Genomic DNA, 25,975 nt, shown 5'->3' with positions numbered 1-25,975 from the left:
CTAAATGCTCTAGGTAGAACAGGGCAAGTTTGTCATAGCAAAACATTTGCCTCAGATAATGCAAGATCACCCTTACCTAGCTTGAATAGCATCTGCTTATTAAACAACACGCTGATTGTATATATTAGACAGCACAACATAAAGATAGCGAATGTTCAACCGTGTGCTTTCGATAAAAGCAAAAAAGGCACGACTTGTTGTTGTGCCTTTTTATTCTACTTTGCAATGTTAAACATCATCTTCAATGTTATCTTTTCCAGAAGTACGCTCAATACTTTTTAGTTTGTGATGAATAGCAGACTTGATGAGCATGTAACCACTGATTGGCGCGGTCAAAAGCAGGAAAATTGAAATAAGTATCTCTTTAGCACTGATCCCATCTTGTAATTGACTAAAGTAAATCATAGCCGCAGTCAACAAGCTGGCCATACCCAGAGTAGTTGCCTTAGTGGGCCCATGTAAACGCATAAAAAAATCTGGCATTTTTACCAAGCCAATAGACCCTACGAGTACAAAAAAACCACCAATTAATAATAATATTGAAATTACCCATTCAGACATACAGCCTCCTACTCAATGATATCGCCACGTAGTAAGTATTTACATACCGCAACTGTACTTACAAAACCTAACATTGCGATCAGCAGCGCTGCTTCGAAATATAACCCTGTTCCCATACTCATTCCATATAGAATGATCAAGGCGATACTATTAATGTACATGGTATCAAGAGCCAAAATACGATCAGGCACCGATGGACCCACGACTAAACGCCATAGGTTGAGCATCAATGACAGACCAATCATTGCAAATACAATGAGAATTACTGTCTCTAACATTCAAAAATCTCCTTAAGCGGTGCTTCATATCGTTGTTTTATGGTTTTAATTAGCTGAGCTTCATCTTCTAGGTTGAGTACGTGTATCAGTAAGTAACGTTTTTCTGGCTTGTCTCCATCAGGTAAAGATTCTCTCCACGGATAAACCTCAGCACTTACAGTTCCGGGCGTCAAAGAAACTGTACTGGCTAAGATAGTGATGGGCATACTATGCGACAAGTCTAAAGGTACTTTTATAAAACCAGGGTTTAGCCTTTTAGTAGGGCCTAATATTAATAAAGCCACTTGAACGTTCGCGGTAATAATGTCGTATAAAACCAAAAATAAATGCCGCACAGCGAGACCAGGTTTTAATATGAGTGGTTGTTTCGTGCGAAATGGTTGAGTAGCTAACGGGATCACAATCGCCAATATAAGTCCAAGCAGAATATGTCCCGCAGACAAACTATTATTGAGCAACAGCCAAACACAAAATAGCAAAAGGCTTCTAAATGGCGTAGGTAGCCAAGCAAAACGAGCATCTAACCGCATTACTGTCCTCCTTCTAGAATTACACTGAGGTTGTTTGCGAAATTGTGCAACTCAGTTGCGGTCATTAAAGCATATTCACTGAGAGGCCCGGCAAACACAACCATCACAGGCGACGCAAGTAACAACATGATTAAAGCGCAGTACTGTGCTGGGTGTGCTAAATTTTGCTCTGATACATCAGCGGTTTTGGCGGTTGTGTGGTGCCAAAACAGCGTACTACCCGTTTTTGAAACAGACAACAGAACAGCTAAGCTTGCGAGTAGGTATACAGGCCAAAACACCAGAGCGTGCTCAGTTTCAAAAGTTGCCCGCAGTAGCCATATTTTAGCAACAAAGCCAGACAATGGCGGCATGCCGATAACTGTAACAGCAGCAACTAAAAAGCCCCCGCCTAATAAAAGCGGTTGAGCAACAGGCCGCCCAGCTGTGATCCTATCACTCACTTTTCCCCTTTGCCGTGCAATAAGATCAGCTAATAAAAATAACGCAGCACTTACCAAGGTCGAATGAACGAGATAATATATCGCCGCGGCACTTGCTTGAATTGATTGCACGGCCACAAGAGCGACCAGTGTACCTACCGATACAATCACTAAGTTAGCAGTAAGCTTACGTAAATCTTGACTTGCTAACACCCCAATTGAGCCAGCTATAATTGTTGCTATGGCAAGCCACCAGAGCCAACCTTGAGCCATTAAACTTAACTCACCAGCATGTTCTCCAAACACTAAAGTATAGACGCGCATCATTGAATAAACGCCCACCTTAGTCATGATGGCAAATAATGCGGCAACAACAGGCATCGCGGTCGCATATGTATTAGGTAACCATAAATGTAGTGGTAACAGTGCCCCTTTTAGAGCAAACACAACCAGTAATAATAATCCACCTATCTTTGCTAAATATATGTCATCACCTTGCAAGGTCGTCACTTTATTTGCCATATCAGCCATGTTAAGTGTTCCTAGCACGCCATACAGAGTGCCTAATGCAATCAAGAAAATTGCCGACCCTACTAAGTTCATAATAACGTATTGCAAAGCTGCACGCGTATTATGCTTATCACCACCGTGCATTAATAATGAGTATGACGCTATCAATAGCACTTCAAAAAATACAAAGAGGTTAAACATATCCCCTGTTAAAAAGGCACCATTTACACCTAAAATCAAAAAGTGCAACAATGGGTGAAAAAATGCCCCTTTAGCATCATCACCCGCACAGGCGTAAAGTGCACAAGCTAATCCCAAAAATGCAGTAAGACTCACGAGTAATACTGATAGTGGATCAGCGACCATTACAATACCAAATGGCGCTGACCAGTCGCCTATAGCATAAACTTGCGTTCCATTGGACTTAACGTTTGCCAATAAGGCAAGCGATGCGATTAAGGTAATGGATGAAAAAATTACAGACGCAACTCTTCTGATCGGCAAGCTCTTACCACATGGAGGCATGAGTAAAATAACCCCTGCTAACATTGGCAGAAGAATTGGTAAAGAAGTCAAATGCTGGATCATGCTTTACCCTTTTTGTCGTTTCTTATTGTTTCTTGCCCATTCACATGGTCGTTACCTAAGTCAGCTCGACCGCGTATAGCTAATATCACTACAAATGCAGTCATCGCAAACCCAATCACTATCGCAGTAAGTACTAATGCCTGAGGCAATGGATCTGCGTATTCACTTGAATAGCCAAGTACGGCAGCTTTGTTTAACGCTAAACGCCCTGAGGAGAATAAAAATAGGTTAACCGCATAAGATAACATGGTTAAACCAAGCACCACGGGAAAGGTGCGCGCGCGTAAAATTAAAAACACGCCACAAGTCACTAATAGCCCAACACAAGATGCATATAGTAATTCCATTAAAAGTTTACCTCTTCTTTTGGCGCATCTGCGGTTACTTTACCCAAACTCGCTAATATCATTAAGGTGGCTCCTACAACGGTAATATAAACACCTAAATCAAATACCAATGCACTTGCCAGTTCTATCTTACCCACCAGTGGGATGTCAAAATAGTCAAACCATGACGTTAAAAATGGCCGTTCAAATACCCAGCTTCCGACGCCTGTGAGTAGCGCTATAGCAATGCCTGAAGCAATGATTTTGCGATAATTAATTGTTAAGCGCTCGGCTATCCAGTGAGAGCCATGCGCAATATACTGCAAGATAAAGGCGATTGCGGTAATGAGGCCCGCGATAAAACCACCACCGGGCAGGTTATGTCCGCGTAAGAAAATATAAAACGATACCAGTAACGCAAGTGGTAGCAAACTTTGAGAAATACTAGCGAGCAGTAATGGATAACGCTCTTTGGCCCAAGGCCGACCTTCACTGTCACTTGCAGGCATAAATAATGGTAAATTAATGAGTAACTTATAAATGCCTAAGGCAGCAATACCCAATACAGTGATTTCTCCTAGCGTATCAAAACCACGAAAATCAACCAAAATAACGTTAACCACATTGGTGCCGCCTCCCCCAACCTTTGCATTAGCAACAAAGAACTCTGAAATTGAGTCTAATGGTCTCGTTATCATTGCGTAGCAGATACTACCCACAACTACACCAATAGCAGAGGAAATACCAATATCACGAAGAACTCGAATAGAACTCGACTCTTTTGGCGTTCTTTGCGGTAAGAAAAATAACGCCAGCATGAGTAAAATGATGGTGACCACTTCAACTGTAAGCTGAGTTAGCGCTAAGTCAGGTGCTGAGAAACGCGTAAAGGCAACGGATACCATAAGTCCAACAACCGAAACCATCAATAGTGAGACCATACGCACATGGTGCCAGATAACTGTGCCGATCGCGCCAATCATCAATAACACAGCGCCGATTCCATTATGAATGTCGATCTCTGTTGGTTTTTTACCTCCTACTAATTGCGCCATTTCAAACAGTGGCCAACCGGCACTGATCAATACAACAACAAACATTAGCATGAGATAGCGTTGCAAGGAGCCATTCTCTATCGCCGTAACTTTGCGCTGACTCCACTTCACAATGCCATAAACACTGTTATCAAATACTTTTTTAGCATTAAATGGCGGCAATGAAGCCTGGAACTGGAACAAATAACGACGTTGCGTGTAAATAAATAGGCCGCCACACACTGCAATGCCGCTCATAAGCAGTGGTAAATTAAAGCCATGCCATATCGATATTTTAAAATCAGGTGGCGACGACCCCAGTACTGCCGCAGATGCCACATTCAGTATCCCGTCTATGATTAAATCTGGAAACATCCCTACTAACAAACAAATTGCTACCAGGATTTCGATTGGAACTCGCATGTATCTTGGTGGCTCATGCGGCTCTCTTGGTAATCCAATCGGATCGCCATTGAAAAACACATCATGAATAAAGCGAGCTGAGTAGGCCACTGAAAATGCCCCCGCAACTGTCGCCAGTACCGGGATCAACCAAGACATAGAACCTAATAACTGCTGATATAATGTTTCAGCAAAAAACATTTCTTTTGATAAGAACCCATTTAGTAATGGTACTCCTGCCATTGCCGCAGCAGCAACCATTGCAAGAGTTGCGGTATAAGGCATAAAACGCCACATACCGTTTAGCTTTCGCATATCTCTGGTGCCAGTTTCATGATCAATTATACCCGTCGCCATGAATAGCGATGCTTTAAATGTAGCGTGATTGATAATATGAAAAATAGCGGCCACAGTGGCAAGCTCAGTATCAAGCCCAAGCAATAACGTGATTAAGCCTAGATGACTAATGGTTGAATAAGCTAGAAGCCCTTTAAGATCATGTTTAAACAACGCAACATAAGCTGCAAACAACAATGTTGTTAAGCCGGTTAAACCAACCATCACGAACCACAAATCGGTGCCAGCTAACGCGGGATAAAAACGTGCAAGTAAGAATATCCCCGCCTTTACCATTGTGGCTGAGTGTAAATAAGCACTTACAGGAGTGGGGGCCGCCATCGCGTGAGGGAGCCAAAAATGAAATGGAAATTGAGCTGACTTTGTAAACGCTCCCAACAAAATCAACACTAAAATTACTTCGTACAGAGCGTGTGCCTGGATCAAAGCTTTGCTCTGTAGGATTACGTCTAGGTCATAACTGCCAACCACATTACCTAGCATTAATAAACCGGCTAATAGCGCTAAACCACCACCACCTGTGACGGCTAAAGCCATACGAGCACCTTTTCGCGCCTCAGATTTATGGCCCCAATAGCTAATAAGTAGAAATGAACTAATACTGGTCAGTTCCCAAAACACCCATAGTTGCAAGACATTATTCGACATAACAATACCGAGCATTGCCGTCATAAATAGCATCAAGTAGGAGTAAAGTTTAGGCATTGAATCTTTCTCGCTTAAATAATAGCGAGCATAAAAGATAACGAGTATGCCAATACCCAGTATCATAAACACAAACAGCAACGCGAGCCCATCTAAACGAAAGGCTATTTCAATTCCCAAAAGCGGGATCCAGGTAGTACTCTCTCTTAATGTATCCCCTGCAAACACTGCCGGAGATAAATGTATGGCCAAAATCAGCGCAGCAAATGGGGCAATTAAGGTCAACGCAGTTGATTTATTGCGTGATAACTTACCCAATAGTGAAGAAAAAATACTGCCGATAAAGGATAGCAAGGGTATCCAAAGCAAAGTCATAGATTAAACCTTTTTGTTTCAGCGTCGTAAGCGCACGACATACACTGAGCATGAGCGTACTCTAACAATGTTTTAGTGATTCTAAATTACATGCTTTGAGCACACAAAACTTTCCCAGTTATACTGCATTAGTGTTTGAGTTGTCTATAGTTATACAGACTAGCTGATGTCATTTTAGACAACTTTAACAAACAATTCAGATTAAATTCATATCTCGCTTGCACGCTCGTTCAACGCAGCTTTCTTTAAACTAGTTTTCCAACTTGAAAATGTTGGTAACTGGTAACGCTTTGAGTTAATAGCATTTTGCCAAAGTTGTCGATATTTATGCGATAAGGGGCGCTCTTGAAACTGCATAATGCTCCAGTTTTTACTTGGCTTGAAGGCTTGTAAAGCCCCATTTTTACAAGTATTACTTTTGTACCACCCCTGTTCTGGTGAATGTTTTGAAACAACTAGGTTAGGTGCATGTTGACCTGCAATACTGCATAACCAACGAGCTTTGCTCGGTGCAACTGCATACTCATCTTCAAAGCCACTAAAATGCATTAGTTCATGCAAAAATACCTGATAATCACTGCTCGAGGTCAACGTCATCATGCCGTTACTTACATTAGCAAGGCCACTTTTAGTCATCATAATAAGGTAATCAATATTGTCCAAAAAGCCTTCATATTGCGCTATAAAATACTCAGCATTGCACTTTGCAAACTGGTTCTGCTCACCTTTACACATCATAATATTACCAATATAAAAAACCTCGGTGAAACAATAGCTATAGGCTTGGGGCTCTGGCTTTTTAAGATACTGCGCTTTTAATGCATTTAGTTTTTTCATTCCTCGATAATGATCACTTACCAACAAAATGCTATTTTTACATTGCTCAGAAAAAGACTGAGGAGAAGATAAAATAGGTAAGTTCCACGTTGCTAGAGAACGATGAGATAGCATAGAGGGGAGAGCGCCATGTTCACTGGCTAATAACGTATACAACGGCTCTTTTAATGTAAACTGGTTTTTTAGCCTTTCGAGCTCGCTAAAAGCCTCCTGTTCAACAAATACTTTTTTCAAACGCTCACGCTGCTGCGCTGTCGCTTTATTATAGTATTTCAACCAGTACAATCTGCTCGCTTTAAAGCGCGATTGCTGCGCGAGCCGGATAGCCCATTCGAACTTAACCTCATTTACATCTAATGCCAAAAGGGCTTTTATAACATGAACCGGAAGCGCTGATAACTCGATCTGAGACTCTAGTTGATAATAAACTTGTGGAGTTTGGAGTAGTAGCGCATTTTGCTCGAGTGAAGCATGAGCATAAGGTTGATGGTGACTTTTTACCACCATCAGCAATAAACTTAGTATTACTAGGTTTTTAACCAGGCTCATCAGTCGCGAGTAAGTCCAGTTCTAAGCGCGCATATTTGTGCTCAACAAATTCATATACATTGGTTGCTAACACCAGCTTGAAAAAATCGATAGCAACTTGTGTCTCACCTCGTGCCTGATAGCGCTTTGCAAGGTAAAAGTATGCTTCACATAACCTTTGTGCATACTCTTGCTGGTTGGAAATTCCCTCCCCCAGTTGCGCTAAGAACTGCGCTTCGCTCATTTCCCCTAGATAGAGTTGCACTAGCTGACTGGCCCACTCCTCTTTATCCAAAGCACTGCTGTTTTCTTTTAGCTGCACAAACGCTTGTTCTGGGTTCACCTGAACTTGAGCTAGATATAGCCACATCACACGATAAGCATCTTGAGGTGAACGCGCTAAAAAGGCAGTTAAATCCTGAGTTGCTAAACGGGGGCGCTCACCATAATAAAGCGCTATACCTCGGTTTAAATAAGCATATTCATGCTGTTCATCCAGCTCCAATACAGTATCGAACATCTCATAAGCTTGTCCGTATTCTTGGGAAAGTGTGTGATGGATCCCCAAAAAGTTATACACCTCAGCAAGATCAGGTTTCATCTTCACGGCACGATTGAAATCAATGCGAGCTAGTGTGCTCAAGCCTAAGCTATCGTATAACATACCTCGGTTATAATATAACTGCGCTTTTTGCTCTGTTTGTAAATCACTGGCATTTAATAGTTCAGAATAACGCGCTATTGCAATTTCATTTCTAAAATTAGCGGCCAAAGGCACACTTAATGGCACATTCACAACGTGCTGAGTACTGTTGCTAGGACTCGTTTGGCAGCCAGTCAATCCTAAGAGCACAAGCGGTAAAATAAATAGGGATGTTAACTTCATATCCTTCCTAGTAGTTGCATAACTTGCACAGTTACGGCCATTAAAACACAAAAAAAGGGGCCATACAGCCCCTTTTCGTTACTAACTTAGTTATTTACACAAGGTTACTCTGCTGGCGCTTCAGGCGCTTTGTCTGCAGGTTGCTCTTGTGCTTCTTTAATACTCAAACGTACACGTCCTTGACGGTCAACTTCAAGTACTTTTACTTTTACTTCTTGTCCTACAGATAAGTGGTCTGTCACGTTGTTAACGCGCTCTGCACTGATCTGAGAAATGTGAACAAGACCATCTTTGCCTGGTAACACGTTTACGAATGCACCAAAGTCAACGATACGTACAACTTTACCGTTGTAAATAGTGCCAACTTCAAGCTCAGCAGTTAATGCCTCGATGCGTGAGATAGCATCTTTAGCACTCATGCCGTCAGTTGCAGCAATCTTGATAGTACCGTCGTCTTCAATTTCAATCGTCGTGCCAGTTTCTTCAGTTAGCTGACGAATAGTTGCGCCACCTTTACCGATAACTTCTGCGATTTTCTTCGGTGGAATGCTCATCGTGTAAATACGAGGTGCAAACTCAGATAACTCTTCAGAAGGTGCTGAAATCGCTTCATCCATTACAGATAGAATGTGCAAACGCGCTGCTTTAGCTTGTTTAAGTGCGATTTGCATGATCTCTTTGTTGATACCTTCGATCTTAATGTCCATCTGAAGGGCTGTAACACCCGCACTCGTACCAGCAACTTTAAAGTCCATGTCGCCTAAGTGATCTTCATCACCTAAAATATCTGATAGGACAACGAAGTTTTCATCTTCTTTAACAAGACCCATCGCGATACCAGCAACAGATGCCTTGATTGGTACACCAGCGTTCATTAGCGCAAGTGATGAACCACATACTGATGCCATTGAAGATGAACCATTTGATTCTGTGATTTCAGACACGACACGTACTGAGTATGGGAATTCTTCAAGGGTTGGTAATACCGCTTGAACACCACGCTTAGCTAAGTTGCCGTGACCGATCTCACGACGCTTTGGAGAACCGATGAAACCAGTTTCACCTACGCAGAACGGAGGGAAGTTGTAGTTCAACATGAAGTGGTTTTTATGGGTACCAGTTAAGTCATCAATCAGCTGTGAGTCACGCTCAGTACCTAGCGTCGCTGTTACTAACGCCTGAGTCTCACCACGTGTGAAAATAGCTGAGCCGTGAGTACGAGGTAACACACCTGTCATTACGTCTAGCGCACGAACCATATCAGGTTCACGACCATCGATACGCTTCTCACCCGCAATAATACGGCCGCGAACAATTTTCTTCTCTAATGAACCAAACAGTTTTGAAACTTCTTGCGTATCTAACTCTTCGCCTTCAGCAAGCTCAGCCGTTAAAGCCGCAACAACCGCTTCTTTAGCAACCGTTAGAGCTTCCTTACGCGCTACTTTATCAGTAATACGGTAAGCTTCACCTACTTTTTCAGATGCCAATTCAGCAATTTTGTCTGCTAATGAAACATTCTTCTCAGGCGCTGCCCAGTCCCAAGTTGGTTTACCGGCCTCAGCCTTAAACTCAGTTATCGCTTTGATAATAGCTTGAGATTGCTCGTGACCGTATACAACCGCACCTAGCATTTCTTCTTCAGATAGAATGTCTGCTTCTGACTCAACCATTAATACCGCGTTTTCTGTACCCGCTACAACTAGGTCAAGCTTACTTTCTTCAAGCTCTTTTAGCGTTGGGTTAAGTACGTACTGACCATCGATATAACCTACGCGTGCTGCGCCAATTGGACCATTAAATGGAATACCTGAAATAGCTAACGCCGCAGAAGTACCAATCATAGCAACCATGTCTGGCTGAATTTCAGGGTTAACTGAAACCACGGTGGCGATAACTTGTACTTCGTTTACGAAACCATCTGGGAATAAAGGACGAATAGGACGGTCAATAAGACGCGCAATCAGTGTTTCACCGTCGTTTGGACGACCTTCACGCTTTAAGAAACCACCCGGAATACGACCTGCAGCGTACATACGCTCTTGGTAGTTAACCGTTAATGGGAAGAAATCTTGACCTGGTTGAGCATCACGCTTACCTACAACAGTTACTAAAACTGAAGTATCGCCAATGCTTGCTAGTACTGCGCCGTCTGCTTGACGTGCGATAGCACCTGTTTCTAGAGTCACTGTATGTTGACCTAGTTGAAATTCTTTAATAATTGCTTGCACAAATATTTCCTTCAATAAAACAAATATAAACGCCAACAACTACCAATTACAGTCTTAAGTAGACTCATCAATCCACTTAAGCACTACAATTGGCAAATGATGTCGGCGCAATTTCGACCCTATGTCGAAGTAACTTAGTATACTTGGACATAAGCCACAAAAAAAGGGGCGATTAAGCCCCTTTTTTGATGTTGACTAAAAAGCCAACAAGTAATCAAATGATTAGCGACGTAGGCCAAGCTCTTTGATTAGTGCTGAGTAACGCTCAACGCTCTTACCTTTAAGGTAATCAAGTAAGTTACGACGTTGGCTAACTTTGCGAAGAAGACCACGACGTGAGTGGAAGTCATGCTTGTGGTTAGCAAAGTGACCTTGTAACTTGTTGATGTCAGCAGTTAAAAGTGCAACTTGAACTTCTGGTGAACCAGTGTCGCCTTCAGCACGTGCGAATTTTGCTACGATTTCTGCTTTTTCTTGATTGCTTAGTGACATAATAACTCCAAAATAGAATTTAAATTGTGCTTTAGCCGATCACTAATTCAGCCAAAGCGAGTAAGAGGCGCGAATTGTACCAGCAAGTCCTATTCAACGCCACTAAAACTTATTGATTACTCGATAAAGCCCGTTTAGCCTTTAAATGGCCATCAGCGTTACGCTCACCAATGCCAATAAACTGACCATCAGCCACCACCTTGATAATACCGTCTGGTACTTCACCACATACCACAACCTGACCATGACTGAATGCCTTGCCTTGCTCTTGTGATATCTCCACAATAGGTAAATCCACTAAAGCGGTATCCATTGGCAACAGCAGCTCATCCAAATATGTTGATGGCTCAACACCTTCTGACTTTGCTTGCTGAAGCTTTTCTTCAAGCTGCTCTATTGTCACCATTTTTTCACTTGGGTAATGGCCAACCTTTGAGCGGTGCAACATAATAACGTGCGCACCACAACCAAGCTTCTCGCCAAGATCATCAACGATTGTACGGATATAGGTGCCTTTTGACACATGTGCCGTCATTTGAATTTCTTCATTTTGCGCATCATATTCGTCAAGCGTTAGGCTATAAACGTTAATTTTCCGGCATTTGCGCGGTACTTCAATGCCTTCACGCGCATACTTATATAAAGGCTGACCTTGATATTTTAACGCCGAATACATCGAAGGATACTGATCAGATTCACCTAAAAAGCTGTTGACCGCGTGTTGTAATGTATCCCTGTCGATAGAGACTTCTCTGGTTTCAACTACTTCACCGTCTGAGTCAGAAGTCGTTGTGCGCTCGCCTAGTTTGGCACGGACAACGTAAGTTTTATCCGTGTCTAACAAAAACTGGGTAAACTTGGTCGCTTCCCCAAAACAAATTGGCAACATACCAGTGGCCAGTGGGTCAAGCGCGCCGGTATGCCCAGCTTTTTGTGCAAAATATATACCTTTTGCTTGTTGCAACGCCTTATTTGACGAGATCCCTTGTGGCTTGTGCAGCAGCACAATACCATCGACTGGACGGCCTTTTGAACGTCTAGCCATTACTTTTGCTCATCTCCAGATGGATCCTCTGAAGCATCCTCTGATGATTCAGGGCCACGCTTTTGGTTGTCTTCTCGGATCACGGAGTCAACCAAGTTTGAAATACGCATACCTTCGAGCAACGAGTTATCTACTACAAAGCGCAACTCAGGCATAATGCGGGCACGAATACGCTTGCCTAATACGGAGCGGATATAGCCCGTTGCATCATTTAAAATAGCAACACTTTGCTTAGTCTTATCCTCATCTGTGGTATTTAAAACCGTAATAAAGATTTTTGCATACGACAGATCTCTAGACACTTCCACAGCCGACACCGTTACAAAGCCCAAACGGGGGTCTTTAATTTCACGTTGTAGAATGACTGCAATTTCTTTTTGAATTTGCTGAGCCACTCTGTCTGTGCGAGAAAATTCTCTCATTTTCACCACTTATAAAATTAACTTATTGAAAAATATAAACAAGTTTTATTTCTACACAATAGACAAAATGGGGGCTAATGCCCCCATTTTAACCACTCTTTATGAAGTCGGATTATAAAGTACGTTGTACTTCAACCGTTTCGAATACCTCGATTTGGTCGCCAACTTTAACATCATTGTAGTTCTTAACGCCGATACCACATTCCATACCATTACGTACTTCTTGTACATCATCTTTAAAGCGACGTAGTGATTCTAGTTCACCTTCGTAGATAACGACGTTGTCACGAAGTACGCGGATAGGCGCACTACGTTTAACAATACCTTCCGTAACCATACAGCCGGCAATCGCACCGATTTTTGGTGATTTAAATACATCACGCACTTCGGCAAGGCCAATGATCTCTTGCTTGAATTCAGGTGCAAGCATACCAGACATCGCCTGTTTCACTTCTTCAATCAAGCTATAGATAACGCTGTAATAACGTAGGTCTAAGTTTTCAGCTTCAATCACTTTACGAGCAGATGCATCTGCACGTACGTTAAAGCCAACAATAATCGCATTAGATGCTGCAGCTAAAGTTGCGTCAGTTTCTGTAATACCACCAACACCTGAGCCTACAATCTTCACTTTAACTTCATCTGTTGAAAGCTTAGTCAGTGAATCTGCAATTGCTTCAATAGAGCCTTGTACGTCAGCTTTAAGTACAACGTTTACTTCAGACACATTACCTTCAGTCATGTTGCTGAACATGTTCTCAAGTTTCGCTTTTTGCTGACGAGCAAGCTTAACATCACGGTATTTGCCTTGACGATATAAAGCAACTTCACGTGCTTTACGCTCATCTTTTACAACAGTCGCTTCATCACCTGCTGCTGGTACACCTGATAGGCCTAAGATCTCAACAGGAATTGATGGGCCCGCAGTTTTAATGTCTTTACCGTTTTCATCGCGCATCGCACGAACTCGACCGTACTCTAAACCACAAAGAACGATGTCGCCTTGACTTAACTGACCAGACTGAACAAGTACGGTAGCCACTGGGCCACGACCTTTATCAAGACGTGATTCAATCACCACACCCGCAGCCATACCTTTAGTAGGTGCGGTTAACTCTAGTAACTCTGCCTGCATCAGTACGGCTTCTAGTAACTCATCAACACCAGTACCCGCTTTTGCTGAAATATGTACAAACTGGACGTCACCGCCCCATTCTTCAGGAATCACATCAAGCTGCGCCAACTCGTTTTTAACACGGTCAGGATCCGCACCTTCTTTATCCATTTTGTTAACAGCAACAATAAGAGGTACGCCAGCCGCTTTAGCGTGTTGTACCGCTTCTTTAGTTTGTGGCATTACGCCATCATCTGCTGCAACAACAAGAATTACGATATCTGTCGCTTTTGCACCACGCGCACGCATTGAAGTAAACGCTGCGTGTCCCGGAGTATCTAAGAAAGTGATCATGCCACCTTCAGTTTCAACATGATATGCACCGATATGCTGAGTAATCCCACCCGCTTCGCCTGAAGCAACTTTTGCACTACGAATATAGTCAAGTGTCGATGTTTTACCATGGTCAACGTGACCCATTACAGTTACTACTGGTGCGCGAGATTCCGTAGAGTCAACTTCTGCGCGGTCACTTAATACTTGCTCTTCAAGCTCGTTTTCTTTTACCAGAATAACCTTGTGGCCCATTTCTTCTGCCACTAACTGAGCTGTTTCTTGGTCAATAACTTGGTTAATAGTAACCATATCGCCCATTTTCATCATAGTCTTAACAACTTCAGCACCTTTAACCGCCATACGAGACGCAAGCTCAGCAACAGTGATTGTTTCACTAATGCGTACTTCTTGTTTTACATCAGTAACTGGCTTTTGGAAGCCATGCTGTAGTGACGTTGGTGCTTTAAGTTTACCTTTACGACCCCTAACCGGAGCTTCTACTTTCGCAGGGCCTTTTTTCTTTTTCTTGCGACGAGCGCTTTTCTCTTCACGCGCATCTGACTCATCTTCCGCTTCACGAGCGTAAGTTGACGTCGTCAAATGGTGGTCAGCCGTTTCTTCACGACGACGACGTTCCTCTTCTTCTTTTTTCCAACGAGCTTCATTTTCTTCAGCTAGTTTACGCGCCTCTTCAGCTTGGCGCTTCGCTTCTTCTTCAGCTTTTCTCAATGCTGCCTCTTCTGCTTCTTTTTGCAGACGCTCAGCTTCTAGGCGGTCTTTTTCAACTTGTGCACTATCCACTTTTTTGTCCTGCTGTCCGTTCGCTTTGCGCTCAGCCTCAGCTTTACGCTTAGCTTCTTCTTTGGCTTTACGTTCAGCTTCTTCTTTTGCCTTACGCTCAGCTTCTTCTTTAGCTCTTTGCTGCGCTTCTTGTTGCGCTTTTAACTCAGCTTCTTTACGTGCAGCTTCTTCTGCCGCTAAACGCTCTTGCTCTTTTTGCTGATCAATCGCGCTCTTTTTAACATATGTACGCTTTTTGCGCACTTCAACAGAGACTGACTTCTCTTTACCTGTAGAGCCTTTTACACTCAACGTGCTTTTGCTCTTACGCTGTAACGTCATACGCTCTGGACCTTCAGCGCCTTTACCACCATGCTGCTTGCTTAGATGGTCAAGTAGCTGTGCTTTCTCAGATTCAGTTACGCTATCATCTTTGCCTTTGGTGATCCCTGCATCATTCAACTGCTGCAGTAATTTATCAACAGTTGTATCAATAGTCTCGGCTAGTTTCTCAATGCTCACTTCTGCCATAGTGTGTGTTACCTCCGTTAATATATTATGCGTCTTCACCAAACCAACAAATATTTCGCGCAGCCATAATCAACTGCCCAGCTTCTTGCTCTGATAATTCTGTAATTTCTACTAGCTCGTCAATGCCTTGCTCAGCTAAGTCTTCAAGCGTTACAACGCCCTTACTAGCCATAACAAATGCAAGATGACGCTCTAGACCTTCTAAAGCTAATAAATCTTCAGCAGGCTCGGCACCTTCAAGACTCTCTTCAGTCTTAAGTGCTTTAGTCGTTAATGCGTCTTTCGCACGGTTACGTAGCTCTTCAACCGTGTCTTCATCCAGCCCATCAATTTCTAAAAATTCTGCAACTGGCACATAAGCAACTTCTTCTAAAGTTGAGAAGCCTTCGTTGATTAGCAACGTTGCAAAATCATCATCGATGTCTAGATTTTCTGTGAATAGGTTAACTAACTTGTCAGACTCTTCAGCATTCTTTGCTTCCATGTCTTCAACCGTCATAACATTCAACTCCCAGCCTGTTAGCTGGCTAGCAAGACGAATATTTTGACCATTACGGCCAATGGCTTGCGCTAGATTATCCGCTTCAACAGCGATATCCATTGAACGTGAATCTTCATCCATTACAATTGATGCAACTTCAGCCGGTGCCATTGCGTTAATGACGAACTGAGCTGGATTATCATCGTATAAAACGATATCAACACGCTCGCCACCCAACTCGGTAGATACAGCTTGAACACGCGCACCGCGCATGCCCACACAAGCACCGACAGGGTCTATACGTTTATCATTTGACTTAACCGCAATTTTAGCTCGAGAGCCCGGATCACGAGCCGCACCGCGCAACTCAATCATTTCTTCGCCAATCTCAGGCACTTCGATACGAAATAGTTCCATCAACATTTCAGGCTTAGAACGAGTAACAAATAATTGTGCTCCACGCGCTTCAGGTTTTACTTCGTATAATAAACCACGAACACGATCTCCTGGACGGAAACTTTCGCGTGGCAACATATCTTCGCGGTAAATAACAGCTTCTGCATTATTGCCAAGGTCAATAACTATCGCATCACGAGTTGCTTTTTTAACAACCCCAGTTACTAACTCACCTTGTTGGTCTTTATATGCTTCAACAACCAATGCACGCTCAGCTTCACGCACTTTTTGGACGATGACTTGCTTCGCCATCTGTGTTGTAATTCGGTCAAATTTAATTGACTCAATTTGTTCCTCAACAAAATCACCTAATTGGAGCTCAGGCTCATCTACTTGAGCCGCTTCAATGGTAATTTCAGCATACGGGTTTTCCAGTGAACCATCTTCTTGTGGCTCAACAACTTTCCAACGGCGGAAAGTATCATATTCACCAGTCTTGCGGTCAATTGATACGCGAACTTCAATTTCGCCAGTATGCTTTTTCTTTGTTGCAGTCGCTAGTGCGAACTCTAATGCTTCAAAAATCTTTTCTCTTGGGACTGCCTTCTCATTGGAAACGGCTTCTGCCACCAATAATATCTCTTTTGCCATAGGTAATGCCTCGCTTGCCCTTGTCCTTCGCACTTACTATCTAAAACTTTGCGATAATGTTCGCACGCTCAATGTTACTCAGCATAATTAAATGCTCAACACCATCTGCGCTCACTGTGATCATGTCACCACTTACAGCAACTAGGTCTCCCTTAAAGTTACGGCGACCGTCTTGTGGAAGCTTAGTACGAACACGTACTTCTTCTCCTTGCGCCTTCTCATAATGTGCTGGCTTAAAAAGCGGTCTATCAACACCTGGAGAAGACACTTCTAAATCATATTCATTTGTAATGGGGTCTTCGACATCTAAAATTGCACTTACTTGTCGACTAACATCTGCACAATTATCTACAGTGATACCATTTTCATGCTCAATGTAAACGCGTAACGTAGAGTGACGACCTGCTTGCACAAACTCAAGACCCAATAATTCAAACCCTAGAGCTTCCACCGCGGGGTTTAACATTGCTGTCAATTCTTGCTCGAGTTTTGTCACAAAATTCCTCCATACAAACAAAAAAAGGGCTATAGCCCCAATAACTTAGATGTTTCATACCAAAGCTTTGGGTCAGAAACCTAAGCTGCAGATACGACAACGCCCCGAACCAAGCGGGGCGTCACACCTAAAGCAAAACTGTGTGGCCAAAGGCCTTGCTTGGTTGCGTAAGACTGCAGCTAAATAAGCTGATGCTTAAACGCAAAACGCGCATTACAAAGAATGCGCGAAACCATTCAAGAGTAGCAAACTACTCTAGGATTGGTTGCGGGAGCCGGATTTGAACCGACGACCTTCGGGTTATGAGCCCGACGAGCTACCAGGCTGCTCCATCCCGCGCCAATGGCAGTGCAAGCACTGCAAAATATGGGCTGTATTATAAGGACAGTTCCATTAATAAGCAACCATAGACTGAAATAATTCCATGACCGCGAAGCATGAGAATACTCACAAAAAGTCTTTATTTACATTCAGCCCAGATAAAGTTACATTTATTTAACGTGAGATATTTCTTACACCTTTCAATTTTTTCTCACAATTTTAATCGAACTTCTCGCATCTTCTTTGATACCCACTATACTGAATTTATCAGGCTGCCTCTGGCTGCCAATAACAAATTATGTAGTTTTGTTTGGTTTAATTTAGTTCGAGCAAACGGATGCGCTCTTAATCGACAGTGAGGCGATTATGAGTATTTCTCCATATCAATATCAGTTATTGACCCAATCTTTTTCTATGCTGCAGCCAAACTTTCATTGTTTTTGTGTGAGTTTGAGAAGCCAGTTCAATAGGTATGAAATGCAATTACAGTTGCCAAACAACAATGAGCAACTGATCACCATAGAACATAGGGTAAGCAAATTTATACAAGAAGCACTTTACCTATTGCCCCAACAGGAGCAACTTGCCCAGTTTATTGGTATACATGCGCGCAATCTTACACTATTAAAACCCAGCGAGAGCGACATCAGTATTATATGTAACGCAATGATAGCAACACTGCAGCTGCATCTAGGTGCTCAGTTCACGCTTGCAATGCGTAATGCGTGGCGCAAGGCTTTACATATTTTTGCAAACATAATCAAAAATGTACTGTTTCACTCTAGTAACGTCGTATGTCTTGAACAGTTTAGAGCTAACAAACAGCAACTAACGTTGACGATCAGATGACTCAGCAATAGCTACACTGTTTTTGTTTAAAATTAGCACTCATTTGATAACCGCCAGATTTGATATATTGAATGGCTAAACGTCGCGTAGCGGCATTGTTTGCCATTCAATATGCTGTTTAAATTTGGGGGGTAAGCAACCCTTCTTAATCTAACTGTGGAGCTAAGCCTAGCCTAGTCGCGGCGTTCATCTCTATATTAGTTTTTTTGTTCTACAATAGGCTGTGACAATAGCTAATAAGAGATACACCTACGCACTAGAAAAGACGCCAACGGCGTTTTTTCACCTGAACCTTGTGCACCCAATTTACCTCAATTGTCGTCACTGCGAGTACGTCTCTATCAACTTGAGATATTAACTCATAACTCAAGCTTTCTGCAGAGCCAAAATTAAGGGTAAATACAAAAGCACGTGTATTAGCCCAACATTGTAAGATTTTTTTTGATTGACTCTGGCGTATACAGTAATCACCAACCGCGGGGGTATTTACTTTAAACTTCACATCGGCATAGCAAGTTCTTCCTTGGTTTAGTGCGACACACTTGTTTGGCGTTGCTTGTAAGATTTGGCTCGATACTTGTTCCTCGGCAGACAAACCTGACACCGCTAATCCTAAAGTTGCTCCTAGCAAATACTTTGCTGACATGGCTTTAAAATACATATTTCACTCCAGCAAAAACAGCAGTTGCATAGCGTGAGCCTATTAAAGGACTGTTTGTAACGTTAGAGGAGCCAATTAACACTGATGCTCCTGTACTAAATACCCAGTCGACAGCAATCGGGTAGTTAGCTTGGGTCTGAACAAAAACTGAAGACGCACCATTAACTTCATATGCAGGCAAATATGATGATTGCTCGTCGACATCAATCCCATAAAAATAGTCAATAAAGTTGCCTGAATAATAATTAGCACCAAAATTAAGCCAAAGATCCCAGTTTCTCAGTTCAAACGTTCGTGTTGCTTCAGCATGCATCACCCAACCATTACTGCCACCAAATGCGTCATATACGACTTCAAATACAGCTTCATACTGATCGAAAGTTCTGTAATATGCTAAACCAAATGATTGATCTTGGTGACGCGTTTTAATTCCCTCTAGCTCCGGTACGACATTATCATCCGTCATATAGCCGGTTTGTGAAAACCCTATTTGATAATGACCATAGATAAGGTCAACGCCCTGCTCGCCATCATTCCAGACTTGATAGCCAATATCAGCACCACCAAAAAAATCTCCAGACTTAACCCGCAAGTAAAAGTTTTTATACTCAATACGAGCATCAGCTAGAATGTTAACGCCACTAAAGTCAGAATCAGCCCCTTTCAATTCAGGTAAAGAATAATCCACCCAATAGGCACCGACACTAAGCTGCCAAAAAAGCTCATCACTATCGTCAGGCTCAGATTGAGCATTCGCATGTATCGGTATACACAGCAACAGAGCAGTTAACAGTATTTTTATATTATTTATCATCATTAGGCATTCTTGTTCTAATTTATATTTGTGCCGAATTTATTACCTAATCATACCTGACCAGAGCACGACCAACAATCACATATTGCTTCCACGTTAAAAATCTAAAAATTAACTCAAGTGAAATCAAAAAGTAACATTTTAGGTGTGAAATACTGCAGCTCAAACTAGAGTGATTACTTTACCCATAGGATAAAAAATGAAAAAAATAATTCTCTGCTCGTTGCTCTGTGTCGCATCGCTTAATACACACGCGTTTAGTCAAGAAACCCATAAGCGAATTGTCATAGATGCTGTTAACTATATGGCTCAAAATCCCGCTTCTACCGAGTACCAAAAACTTGTTCAGTATGCCCAAACTAACAACATGAGTGTGACAGCCCTAGCACAATTGTTAGGCCAAGCGGCCTATGATGTAGATGATTTTGAAGACACTTTTTTTTGCGGTGCCATTACAGGTGATTGTGTTCAAGCGCCACTTTGGGGGGCAGCACAAAGCATAGTAAAGTATACGAGTTACTGGCACTTTCAAAACCACACGCAAGGAGCTGATGTGCATGGTAACGATTTTGGTGGCTACAACTGGGAAAAACTGACCGTTTGGGGCACCGTCGACTCTATTGCGTCCACGTGGTTAAAAGGAGATTATCTTGATGATGGCCGTGGCGGCGAAACAGGTTGGTTTAAAGCCGACGACACAAAATATAACAGCTATGGGATCACCGAAGCGAATTACCGCATTGATAGTCACTCTACTTATAATATGTATGATGACTTTGAAGAAATGCCATTTCAACCTATCGATAATCTCGGCCAATATTGGTATCAAAAATATCTTCAAAGTGGTAACCCACAAATTCTTGGCTTTGTGTTTCATACCACCGATCTTTTACAACCTCACCACACTTGGACGACTTCAGACTTAAACCACTCAAGCTGGGAGTCTTGGGTAAAAGATTATTACGATAGAGAAAACCTGAACAATACCCAACTCGTTCGTGAAGCATTAAATAGCTTTGCTCCTATAGCAACTAACAGCCAAGATATTCGCCCGCTGTTAACCCAAGGTGGTGCATTATCTTACGCTCAAGGAGGCATCGTACTTAATTCAAAAGATCACTACGACCGTTTAAATACCGCAAAGCTTGTGATCCCACATGCCATCGCAATGGTCGTACACTTACTAAATCACGCAATGGTGGCCCGTTAATGCGTGTTTTACTACTCTTTTTGGCAAGCTTTATCTGCTTGCCTACTTTTGCTCAGGCGCTGTTTAATAGCGCAGAGGTCAAACTCGTGCAGCAATTGCTTAAAAAGAAAAACCCAGCTATTACACTGGTACAAACCGAATCTCGTTTACTCGAAAATGCCTTTTTATTAGACCAAGCCAAACAACGTATCCCTAAAGTTCTTACCAAACAATCGCCCGTAGGTTTTAGTAGTGATTATCATGCAAGAAGATACACTTTATCATTACTTACTAGCCAATTTACTTTGCCAAGCATTCCAGAGCTAGATACTAATGCATGGCGTTCCTATTCTTCAAAATGGCTAACAACACATTTACCCAGCTACCCTAGCAACAATACCTATACACAAGCGCAGCTAAAAAAGTTGGAAACTATCAACTTAAGTCACCTCGTTAGCGGACCGCTCACTCTGGCGACATTAATGGCTGAGCAATCTATGCAAAACCGCTATAAGCTACACCAAGGTGACATAGCGCTATTTAAGACACTTATTGGCCAGCACCGTCGGTTTAACCTAATCATACACAAACTTACAGACAAGCTAACTGCACAAAACCTATCTAGCAAAAAGCTAAAAGAAATAGCTAAAGCAGAGCTGCTGCGGCCAGTGATGCTAACCTATTTTGGCGTTGCGCATAGCTTGCACGGCGAGCGTAGTGACTATTTAGAGGCCATACAAATACGTATAGAAGAACAAGCGATACACCGTTTTTATGAGAACAATAAGCACAACTTTAAATACATACAAAAAGTTCAGGCAAGTGGCGCATTGTTCAAAGACAAGGTAAAGGCTGAGCAATTCCATAAATATGCGTCTGACCATGATTTTAACCAGGCGCTGCTTCATTTTAAGCAAGTTGACCTATTTGCAAATGAAAAGGGGCTGGTACAACGTCAAAAGCACAACGCTTGGACGCAACAGGTTGTGTTTAGTTTGCCAACTAACCAATTGTCAAAACCCATTCGCTCACCTAATGGCTTATGGTTTGTGGCACAAACAACACGACGCTTTTATGAATACTACGATAAAGATAGTGAAACGGTAAAATACCAAGCAAGACTTGCTCTAACCGACGCGATGGCGAAAGCAGCCTATCATGAATTAAAAACTAACTGGTTGAAAAGCAAAATATAAACTATGAAAATTAAATATATCTTACTCTTAATCAGTGCTACGTTGATACTTTTGAGCACACAACTTTTACACAGTGAGTCAAAATCAAGCCTCACAAGTGGAAAAGAGAAAACGCCGTATCATCAGCATGCGATTACACAGCCACCCGAGGCTCTAAAAACGACTAACAGCCCCCCTGAAAAACAACAAAGCGCAGTTGAACCTAACTCCACTAGTACAACAATACCAGCAGCGAGCCCCCAGCAAATCGATGATGTATACATTCCACCCATCGGTAAGCACACAACCTCAACGTCTTATCAAGGAGATCTCAGTGATTACGAAAGCTACCAAGCCTATGGTGATCAACAAGAAAGAGAACTAAAACAAGCGTTCATTATTGCCGCAAAAGATAAAGTTAAACGCCTACAGGCACTGATAGAGCGTGGCCGCGAGCAAGGGATCAGTGAAGAAGAACTTAAGTTTGCTGAAAGTAAAGTAAATGGAATTATGCAGATGAGCGAAAAGCTAGAACAAGAGCTGGCCAATACAAAGTAACAATGTCGGGGTCAGGTATCATTCAAAAGTCATTTTAACGATCTAGATCAATAAAACCCAACAAAGTAAACCAATTGTAAGTATATTGTTTGTTTTAGCTTTTCTTACCCTATAACCTCCTGCCTTGAGGGTGTTTTATTCACCCAAGGATCAAATTAAGCAATAAATTATTCGAGGAAAGTATGAAAAGTTTAAAGCGAACAAAGGATATAACCCCTATTCTTGGCGCATCGTTTAATATCACCATCAATAATCAGCAAGTAAGAGCAGCAGCTGGAGAAACGTTGCTATCGGTGTTACTCGCTACTGACCATAAACGTATTATGAACAATGATCATCACCGCCACTGTGGCGCTTATTGTGGTATGGGTGTCTGCCACTGTTGCCAAGTTAAAGTTAATGATCAATTTAAACAGCGAGCATGTCAAACCCTAGTGCAGCCCAATATGACTGTTGAAACACTGAGCAACCGCTTTTGTGAGGAGGGAATAAAATGACAACACCCCATCCGGTTGTAATTGTCGGGGCTGGCCCCTCTGGTACTGCTGCCGCCGCTCAGCTAGGTAAACTTGGGATTAATAGCGTGGTTGTTGAAGAAGCATCGAAAATAGGAGGCGTGATTTATCGTGGTCCGCTAAGAGATAGCGACGACTTACCTCATTTAGACGACAATTTAAAACGTGCAATGGACGCGCTCAGAACACGCTATAGTGCACAACAACACCATATTGAATTCCTCACTCAAACACGTGTGCTAGGTCCTGAAGGGCAAAACAAACTGCTACTTAACAAGGAGAATACCCTCTCTAGCATTGAATATCAGGAATTAATACTCGCAACAGGCTGTCACGAACGTAGTGTGCCATTTCCTGGTTGGCAACTTCCCGGCGTAATGCTTTTAGGCGGCGTACAACTGCAAATAAAAAGTGGCTTAGTTAAACCTGGCACCCGCATGGCTTTAGTTGGAACAGGGCCACTACTGCCCCTTGTTGCCTGCCAGCTACATAAAGCGGGCGTAGACGTTGCCGGTGTCTACGAGGCGAGTCAATTTAATAAGTTGGCAAAAGAAGCTATTGCCTTACTTAATAAGCCGAAGTTAACACTCTCAGGTCTGAGTATGATGGCCTACCTCAAAAAGCATGATATCCCTTTTTATTATGGCTGGGGTATCGTTCAGGCCCAAGGCAATGAAACGTTGCAACGCATGGCTGTTGCGCCATACAACGAGTGTTGGCAAGCAAACTTAAAACACACAAAAACGATTGATGTTGACGCAATCGGCGTAGGCTATGGGTTTGTTTCTCGTAGCCAACTTGCAATGTTGCTAGGTGCCAAACATCAATACAGCCAAGTCTGCGGCTACGTGCCAACGTTAGATCAATGGCAAAAAAGTAGCTTAGAAAACACGTATATCGTTGGCGATGCAAATGGCTTACTAGGTGCCGATGCGGCCATTTTTGAAGGGCAAATTGCAGCAATTCATATTGCTCAAAAACGCAATAAAATATCACCTAAAGAAGCTGAACAACTGGCAGGGAAAGTTCATAGAAAGCTTGAGCGAATAAAACGATTTCGCTGTGGCTTTGACCGTTTCAGCGCAAGGCAATTTGGACTTCTTGAGCTACCTAAAGAGGATACCGTTGTTTGTCGTTGTGAGCAGGCTACTCGCGGTCAAATTGATCAGGCAATCGAACAAGGTGCAAAAGACATCACTAGTTTAAAAATGAGAACTCGTATCGGCATGGGCGACTGCCAAGGAAAAACATGTACAAGTTACGCTATCGACCGCCTTCACCACGCCGGTTTTATAGATAACATTGGTACTGTCAAACCTCGATTCCCGCTTGACCCCATTCCATTTACCCTGCTGGAGGATACCCATGAAGCACTATGATGTAATCATCGCCGGCGGCGGCGCCATTGGTGCCGCCTGTGCCTATTTTCTTAGCCGCGATACCGACCTAACCATCGCACTTATTGACATCAAAAAACCCGGCAATGCCTCTCGAGCATCCGCAGGGGGACTTTGGGCAATTGGTGAGTCTGTGGGCCTTGGCTGTGGTGTTATATTTTTCAAAACCTTATCAAAATTGCAAAGTGAAGCAAAAGGCAAAGATGTGCCAGTAATGCGACCACATCAACTTCCAGATTGCTTTTTTGAATTTGCTTTAACCTCCAACAATATGTACCCAGAGCTACATAAAGAACTGCTAAACAAACATGGTGTTGATTTTAAATTTGAGCGCACCGGACTGAAATTTGTGATGTATAACCAAGATGATAAAGTCTATGCAGATCAAATTTTAAGTGGTATTCCACATTTATCTGATCAGGTAAGGTGGCTAAGCGAAGAAGAGCTCAAAGCCGAAGAACCTTATATTACTGAAGATGCTATTGGTGCCATTGATTTTACTTGCGATCACCAAGTAAACCCATACCGTTTGGTTGACGCCTATCTGGAAGGTGCTCGACAAAATGGAGTACAGCTTATACTCAATACACAAATCGATGAAGTACTACGCGATGGTAATCGAGTAGTTGGTGTGCAAACTGCCGATGATACCTACCACTGTAACACGCTTATCAACGCAACAGGCGCATGGGCAAATGAGTTGTTCCAAAAGGCTACCGACAAGGAAATGCCAGTTTATCCGGTTAAGGGCCAAATCGTTTTATCAGAGCGTTTACCAAAAGTCTTAAGAGGCTGTATTAGCACTAGTGATTGCTATGTTGCGCAAAAAGACAACGGAGAAATTCTAATTGGCTCATCCACAGAAGAAAAAGGCTTTGATACGACTAACAGTCTAGATAAAATTACCGAACTATCTCAAGGCGCAACTAAATGCCTACCGATACTCAAACAAAGTAATATAAAACGCTGTTGGGCAGGACTTCGCCCTGGTACGCCTGACGAACTGCCAGTATTGGGAAAAACCCCAGGTATTGAAGGTTACCTAAATGCCTGCGGCCATTTTCGCACTGGCATTTTAACATCGGCCATTACCGGCAAACTAATAACAGAGCTTGTAATGGGTAAACCAACGTCACTCGACCTTGCTCCCTTTAGTGTAGAGCGCTTTTACTCTTAAAATTACTGTATGTATAAAAGCAGCAATGCCGCTCACTAAGCGGCATTGCTGCAAAATTAGTCGTT

24 protein-coding genes and 1 tRNA gene are annotated in these 25,975 nt (G+C 42.6%); 7 read left to right on the top strand and 18 right to left on the bottom strand.

What is annotated here, in order from left to right; all coding sequences use genetic code 11:
- Window positions 1-228: 228 nt before the first annotated feature.
- The 16 genes from GDK41_RS04500 to GDK41_RS04425 form a co-directional block, all read right to left on the bottom strand.
- Window positions 229-561 (bottom strand): Na+/H+ antiporter subunit G, encoded by a 333-nt coding sequence (locus GDK41_RS04500; protein ID WP_152085289.1) that lies wholly within the window; start codon window positions 559-561, stop codon window positions 229-231.
- A gap of 8 nt (window positions 562-569) precedes the next feature.
- Window positions 570-839: a K+/H+ antiporter subunit F gene (locus GDK41_RS04495; protein ID WP_152085288.1), complete on the bottom strand. Its 270-nt coding sequence runs from the start codon at window positions 837-839 to the stop codon at window positions 570-572.
- Window positions 833-1,369, bottom strand: coding sequence for a Na+/H+ antiporter subunit E (locus GDK41_RS04490; RefSeq protein WP_152085287.1), 537 nt, complete (start codon window positions 1,367-1,369; stop codon window positions 833-835). Before GDK41_RS04490 ends, GDK41_RS04495 begins: the two co-directional genes overlap by 7 nt.
- Window positions 1,369-2,889: a monovalent cation/H+ antiporter subunit D gene (locus tag GDK41_RS04485; protein ID WP_152085286.1), complete on the bottom strand. Its 1,521-nt coding sequence runs from the start codon at window positions 2,887-2,889 to the stop codon at window positions 1,369-1,371. Before GDK41_RS04485 ends, GDK41_RS04490 begins: the two co-directional genes overlap by 1 nt.
- On the bottom strand, window positions 2,886-3,236 hold the full coding sequence (locus GDK41_RS04480) for a Na+/H+ antiporter subunit C (protein WP_152085285.1): 351 nt from the start codon (window positions 3,234-3,236) through the stop codon (window positions 2,886-2,888). Before GDK41_RS04480 ends, GDK41_RS04485 begins: the two co-directional genes overlap by 4 nt.
- Window positions 3,236-6,028: a monovalent cation/H+ antiporter subunit A gene (locus GDK41_RS04475; RefSeq protein ID WP_152085284.1), complete on the bottom strand. Its 2,793-nt coding sequence runs from the start codon at window positions 6,026-6,028 to the stop codon at window positions 3,236-3,238. The genes GDK41_RS04480 and GDK41_RS04475 overlap by 1 nt, the downstream gene beginning before the upstream one ends.
- A 207-nt stretch (window positions 6,029-6,235) precedes the next feature.
- The gene (locus GDK41_RS04470; RefSeq protein WP_152085283.1) at window positions 6,236-7,372 is read right to left on the bottom strand and encodes a hypothetical protein; all 1,137 of its coding nucleotides are present in this window, start codon (window positions 7,370-7,372) and stop codon (window positions 6,236-6,238) included.
- A 28-nt stretch (window positions 7,373-7,400) separates the two neighbouring features.
- Window positions 7,401-8,279, bottom strand: coding sequence for a lipoprotein NlpI (gene nlpI / locus GDK41_RS04465; protein WP_152085282.1), 879 nt, complete (start codon window positions 8,277-8,279; stop codon window positions 7,401-7,403).
- 104 nt (window positions 8,280-8,383) lie between these two features.
- Window positions 8,384-10,510 (bottom strand): polyribonucleotide nucleotidyltransferase, encoded by a 2,127-nt coding sequence (gene pnp, locus GDK41_RS04460; protein ID WP_152085281.1) that lies wholly within the window; start codon window positions 10,508-10,510, stop codon window positions 8,384-8,386.
- Between the two features lie 222 nt (window positions 10,511-10,732).
- A complete protein-coding gene (gene rpsO / locus GDK41_RS04455) occupies window positions 10,733-11,002 on the bottom strand; it encodes a 30S ribosomal protein S15 (protein ID WP_010385052.1) in 270 nt (89 codons plus the stop codon).
- A 109-nt stretch (window positions 11,003-11,111) separates the two neighbouring features.
- Window positions 11,112-12,047, bottom strand: a complete 936-nt coding sequence (gene truB / locus GDK41_RS04450) for a tRNA pseudouridine(55) synthase TruB (protein ID WP_152085280.1) — start codon at window positions 12,045-12,047, stop codon at window positions 11,112-11,114.
- Window positions 12,047-12,469, bottom strand: a complete 423-nt coding sequence (gene rbfA, locus GDK41_RS04445; RefSeq protein ID WP_152085279.1) for a 30S ribosome-binding factor RbfA — start codon at window positions 12,467-12,469, stop codon at window positions 12,047-12,049. The genes truB and rbfA overlap by 1 nt, the downstream gene beginning before the upstream one ends.
- 112 nt (window positions 12,470-12,581) lie before the next feature.
- Window positions 12,582-15,230: a translation initiation factor IF-2 gene (gene infB / locus GDK41_RS04440; RefSeq protein ID WP_152085278.1), complete on the bottom strand. Its 2,649-nt coding sequence runs from the start codon at window positions 15,228-15,230 to the stop codon at window positions 12,582-12,584.
- A 25-nt stretch (window positions 15,231-15,255) separates the two neighbouring features.
- Window positions 15,256-16,758, bottom strand: a complete 1,503-nt coding sequence (nusA, locus tag GDK41_RS04435) for a transcription termination factor NusA (protein ID WP_152085277.1) — start codon at window positions 16,756-16,758, stop codon at window positions 15,256-15,258.
- Between the two features lie 40 nt (window positions 16,759-16,798).
- A complete protein-coding gene (gene rimP / locus GDK41_RS04430; protein ID WP_152085276.1) occupies window positions 16,799-17,254 on the bottom strand; it encodes a ribosome maturation factor RimP in 456 nt (151 codons plus the stop codon).
- Window positions 17,255-17,516: 262 nt separating this feature from the next.
- Window positions 17,517-17,593, bottom strand: a tRNA-Met gene (locus GDK41_RS04425).
- Window positions 17,594-17,941: 348 nt separating this feature from the next.
- On the opposite strand from GDK41_RS04425, the gene GDK41_RS04420 reads away from it, so the two are divergent.
- Window positions 17,942-18,424: a globin domain-containing protein gene (locus GDK41_RS04420; RefSeq protein ID WP_152085275.1), complete on the top strand. Its 483-nt coding sequence runs from the start codon at window positions 17,942-17,944 to the stop codon at window positions 18,422-18,424.
- A 256-nt stretch (window positions 18,425-18,680) separates the two neighbouring features.
- Here the strand turns inward: GDK41_RS04420 and GDK41_RS04415 are convergent, their stop codons facing one another.
- Window positions 18,681-19,085, bottom strand: a complete 405-nt coding sequence (locus tag GDK41_RS04415) for a DUF3019 domain-containing protein (protein ID WP_152085274.1) — start codon at window positions 19,083-19,085, stop codon at window positions 18,681-18,683.
- Window positions 19,075-19,902, bottom strand: coding sequence for a MipA/OmpV family protein (locus tag GDK41_RS04410; RefSeq protein WP_232056522.1), 828 nt, complete (start codon window positions 19,900-19,902; stop codon window positions 19,075-19,077). Before GDK41_RS04410 ends, GDK41_RS04415 begins: the two co-directional genes overlap by 11 nt.
- Window positions 19,903-20,098: 196 nt before the next feature.
- Here GDK41_RS04410 and GDK41_RS04405 point away from each other — a divergent pair, with 196 nt between their 5' ends.
- The 6 genes from GDK41_RS04405 to GDK41_RS04380 all read left to right on the top strand — a co-directional run bounded on the left by GDK41_RS04405 (window position 20,099) and on the right by GDK41_RS04380 (window position 25,910).
- Complete coding sequence (locus tag GDK41_RS04405; protein ID WP_152085273.1) at window positions 20,099-21,109, top strand: phospholipase; 1,011 nt, start codon at window positions 20,099-20,101, stop codon at window positions 21,107-21,109.
- Window positions 21,109-22,284 (top strand): peptidylprolyl isomerase, encoded by a 1,176-nt coding sequence (locus tag GDK41_RS04400; protein WP_152085272.1) that lies wholly within the window; start codon window positions 21,109-21,111, stop codon window positions 22,282-22,284. The genes GDK41_RS04405 and GDK41_RS04400 overlap by 1 nt, the downstream gene beginning before the upstream one ends.
- Before the next feature lie 3 nt (window positions 22,285-22,287).
- On the top strand, window positions 22,288-22,821 hold the full coding sequence (locus GDK41_RS04395; RefSeq protein WP_152085271.1) for a hypothetical protein: 534 nt from the start codon (window positions 22,288-22,290) through the stop codon (window positions 22,819-22,821).
- A gap of 182 nt (window positions 22,822-23,003) precedes the next feature.
- Entirely contained in the window at window positions 23,004-23,318 is a 315-nt protein-coding gene (locus GDK41_RS04390) for a (2Fe-2S)-binding protein (protein WP_152085270.1), read from the top strand.
- Window positions 23,315-24,715 carry an FAD/NAD(P)-dependent oxidoreductase gene (locus GDK41_RS04385; protein ID WP_152085269.1) on the top strand — a complete coding sequence of 467 codons (1,401 nt, stop codon included), beginning with the start codon at window positions 23,315-23,317 and terminating at the stop codon, window positions 24,713-24,715. Before GDK41_RS04390 ends, GDK41_RS04385 begins: the two co-directional genes overlap by 4 nt.
- Complete coding sequence (locus GDK41_RS04380; protein ID WP_152085268.1) at window positions 24,702-25,910, top strand: NAD(P)/FAD-dependent oxidoreductase; 1,209 nt, start codon at window positions 24,702-24,704, stop codon at window positions 25,908-25,910. Before GDK41_RS04385 ends, GDK41_RS04380 begins: the two co-directional genes overlap by 14 nt.
- Window positions 25,911-25,975 lie beyond the last annotated feature (65 nt).

This window comes from Pseudoalteromonas sp. A25 (genome assembly GCF_009176705.1).
In the GTDB taxonomy this organism is placed as follows: Bacteria; Pseudomonadota; Gammaproteobacteria; order Enterobacterales; family Alteromonadaceae; genus Pseudoalteromonas.
The sequence above is the reverse complement of the archived record's forward strand: the minus strand, read 5'-3'. Positions and strand labels throughout refer to the sequence as shown.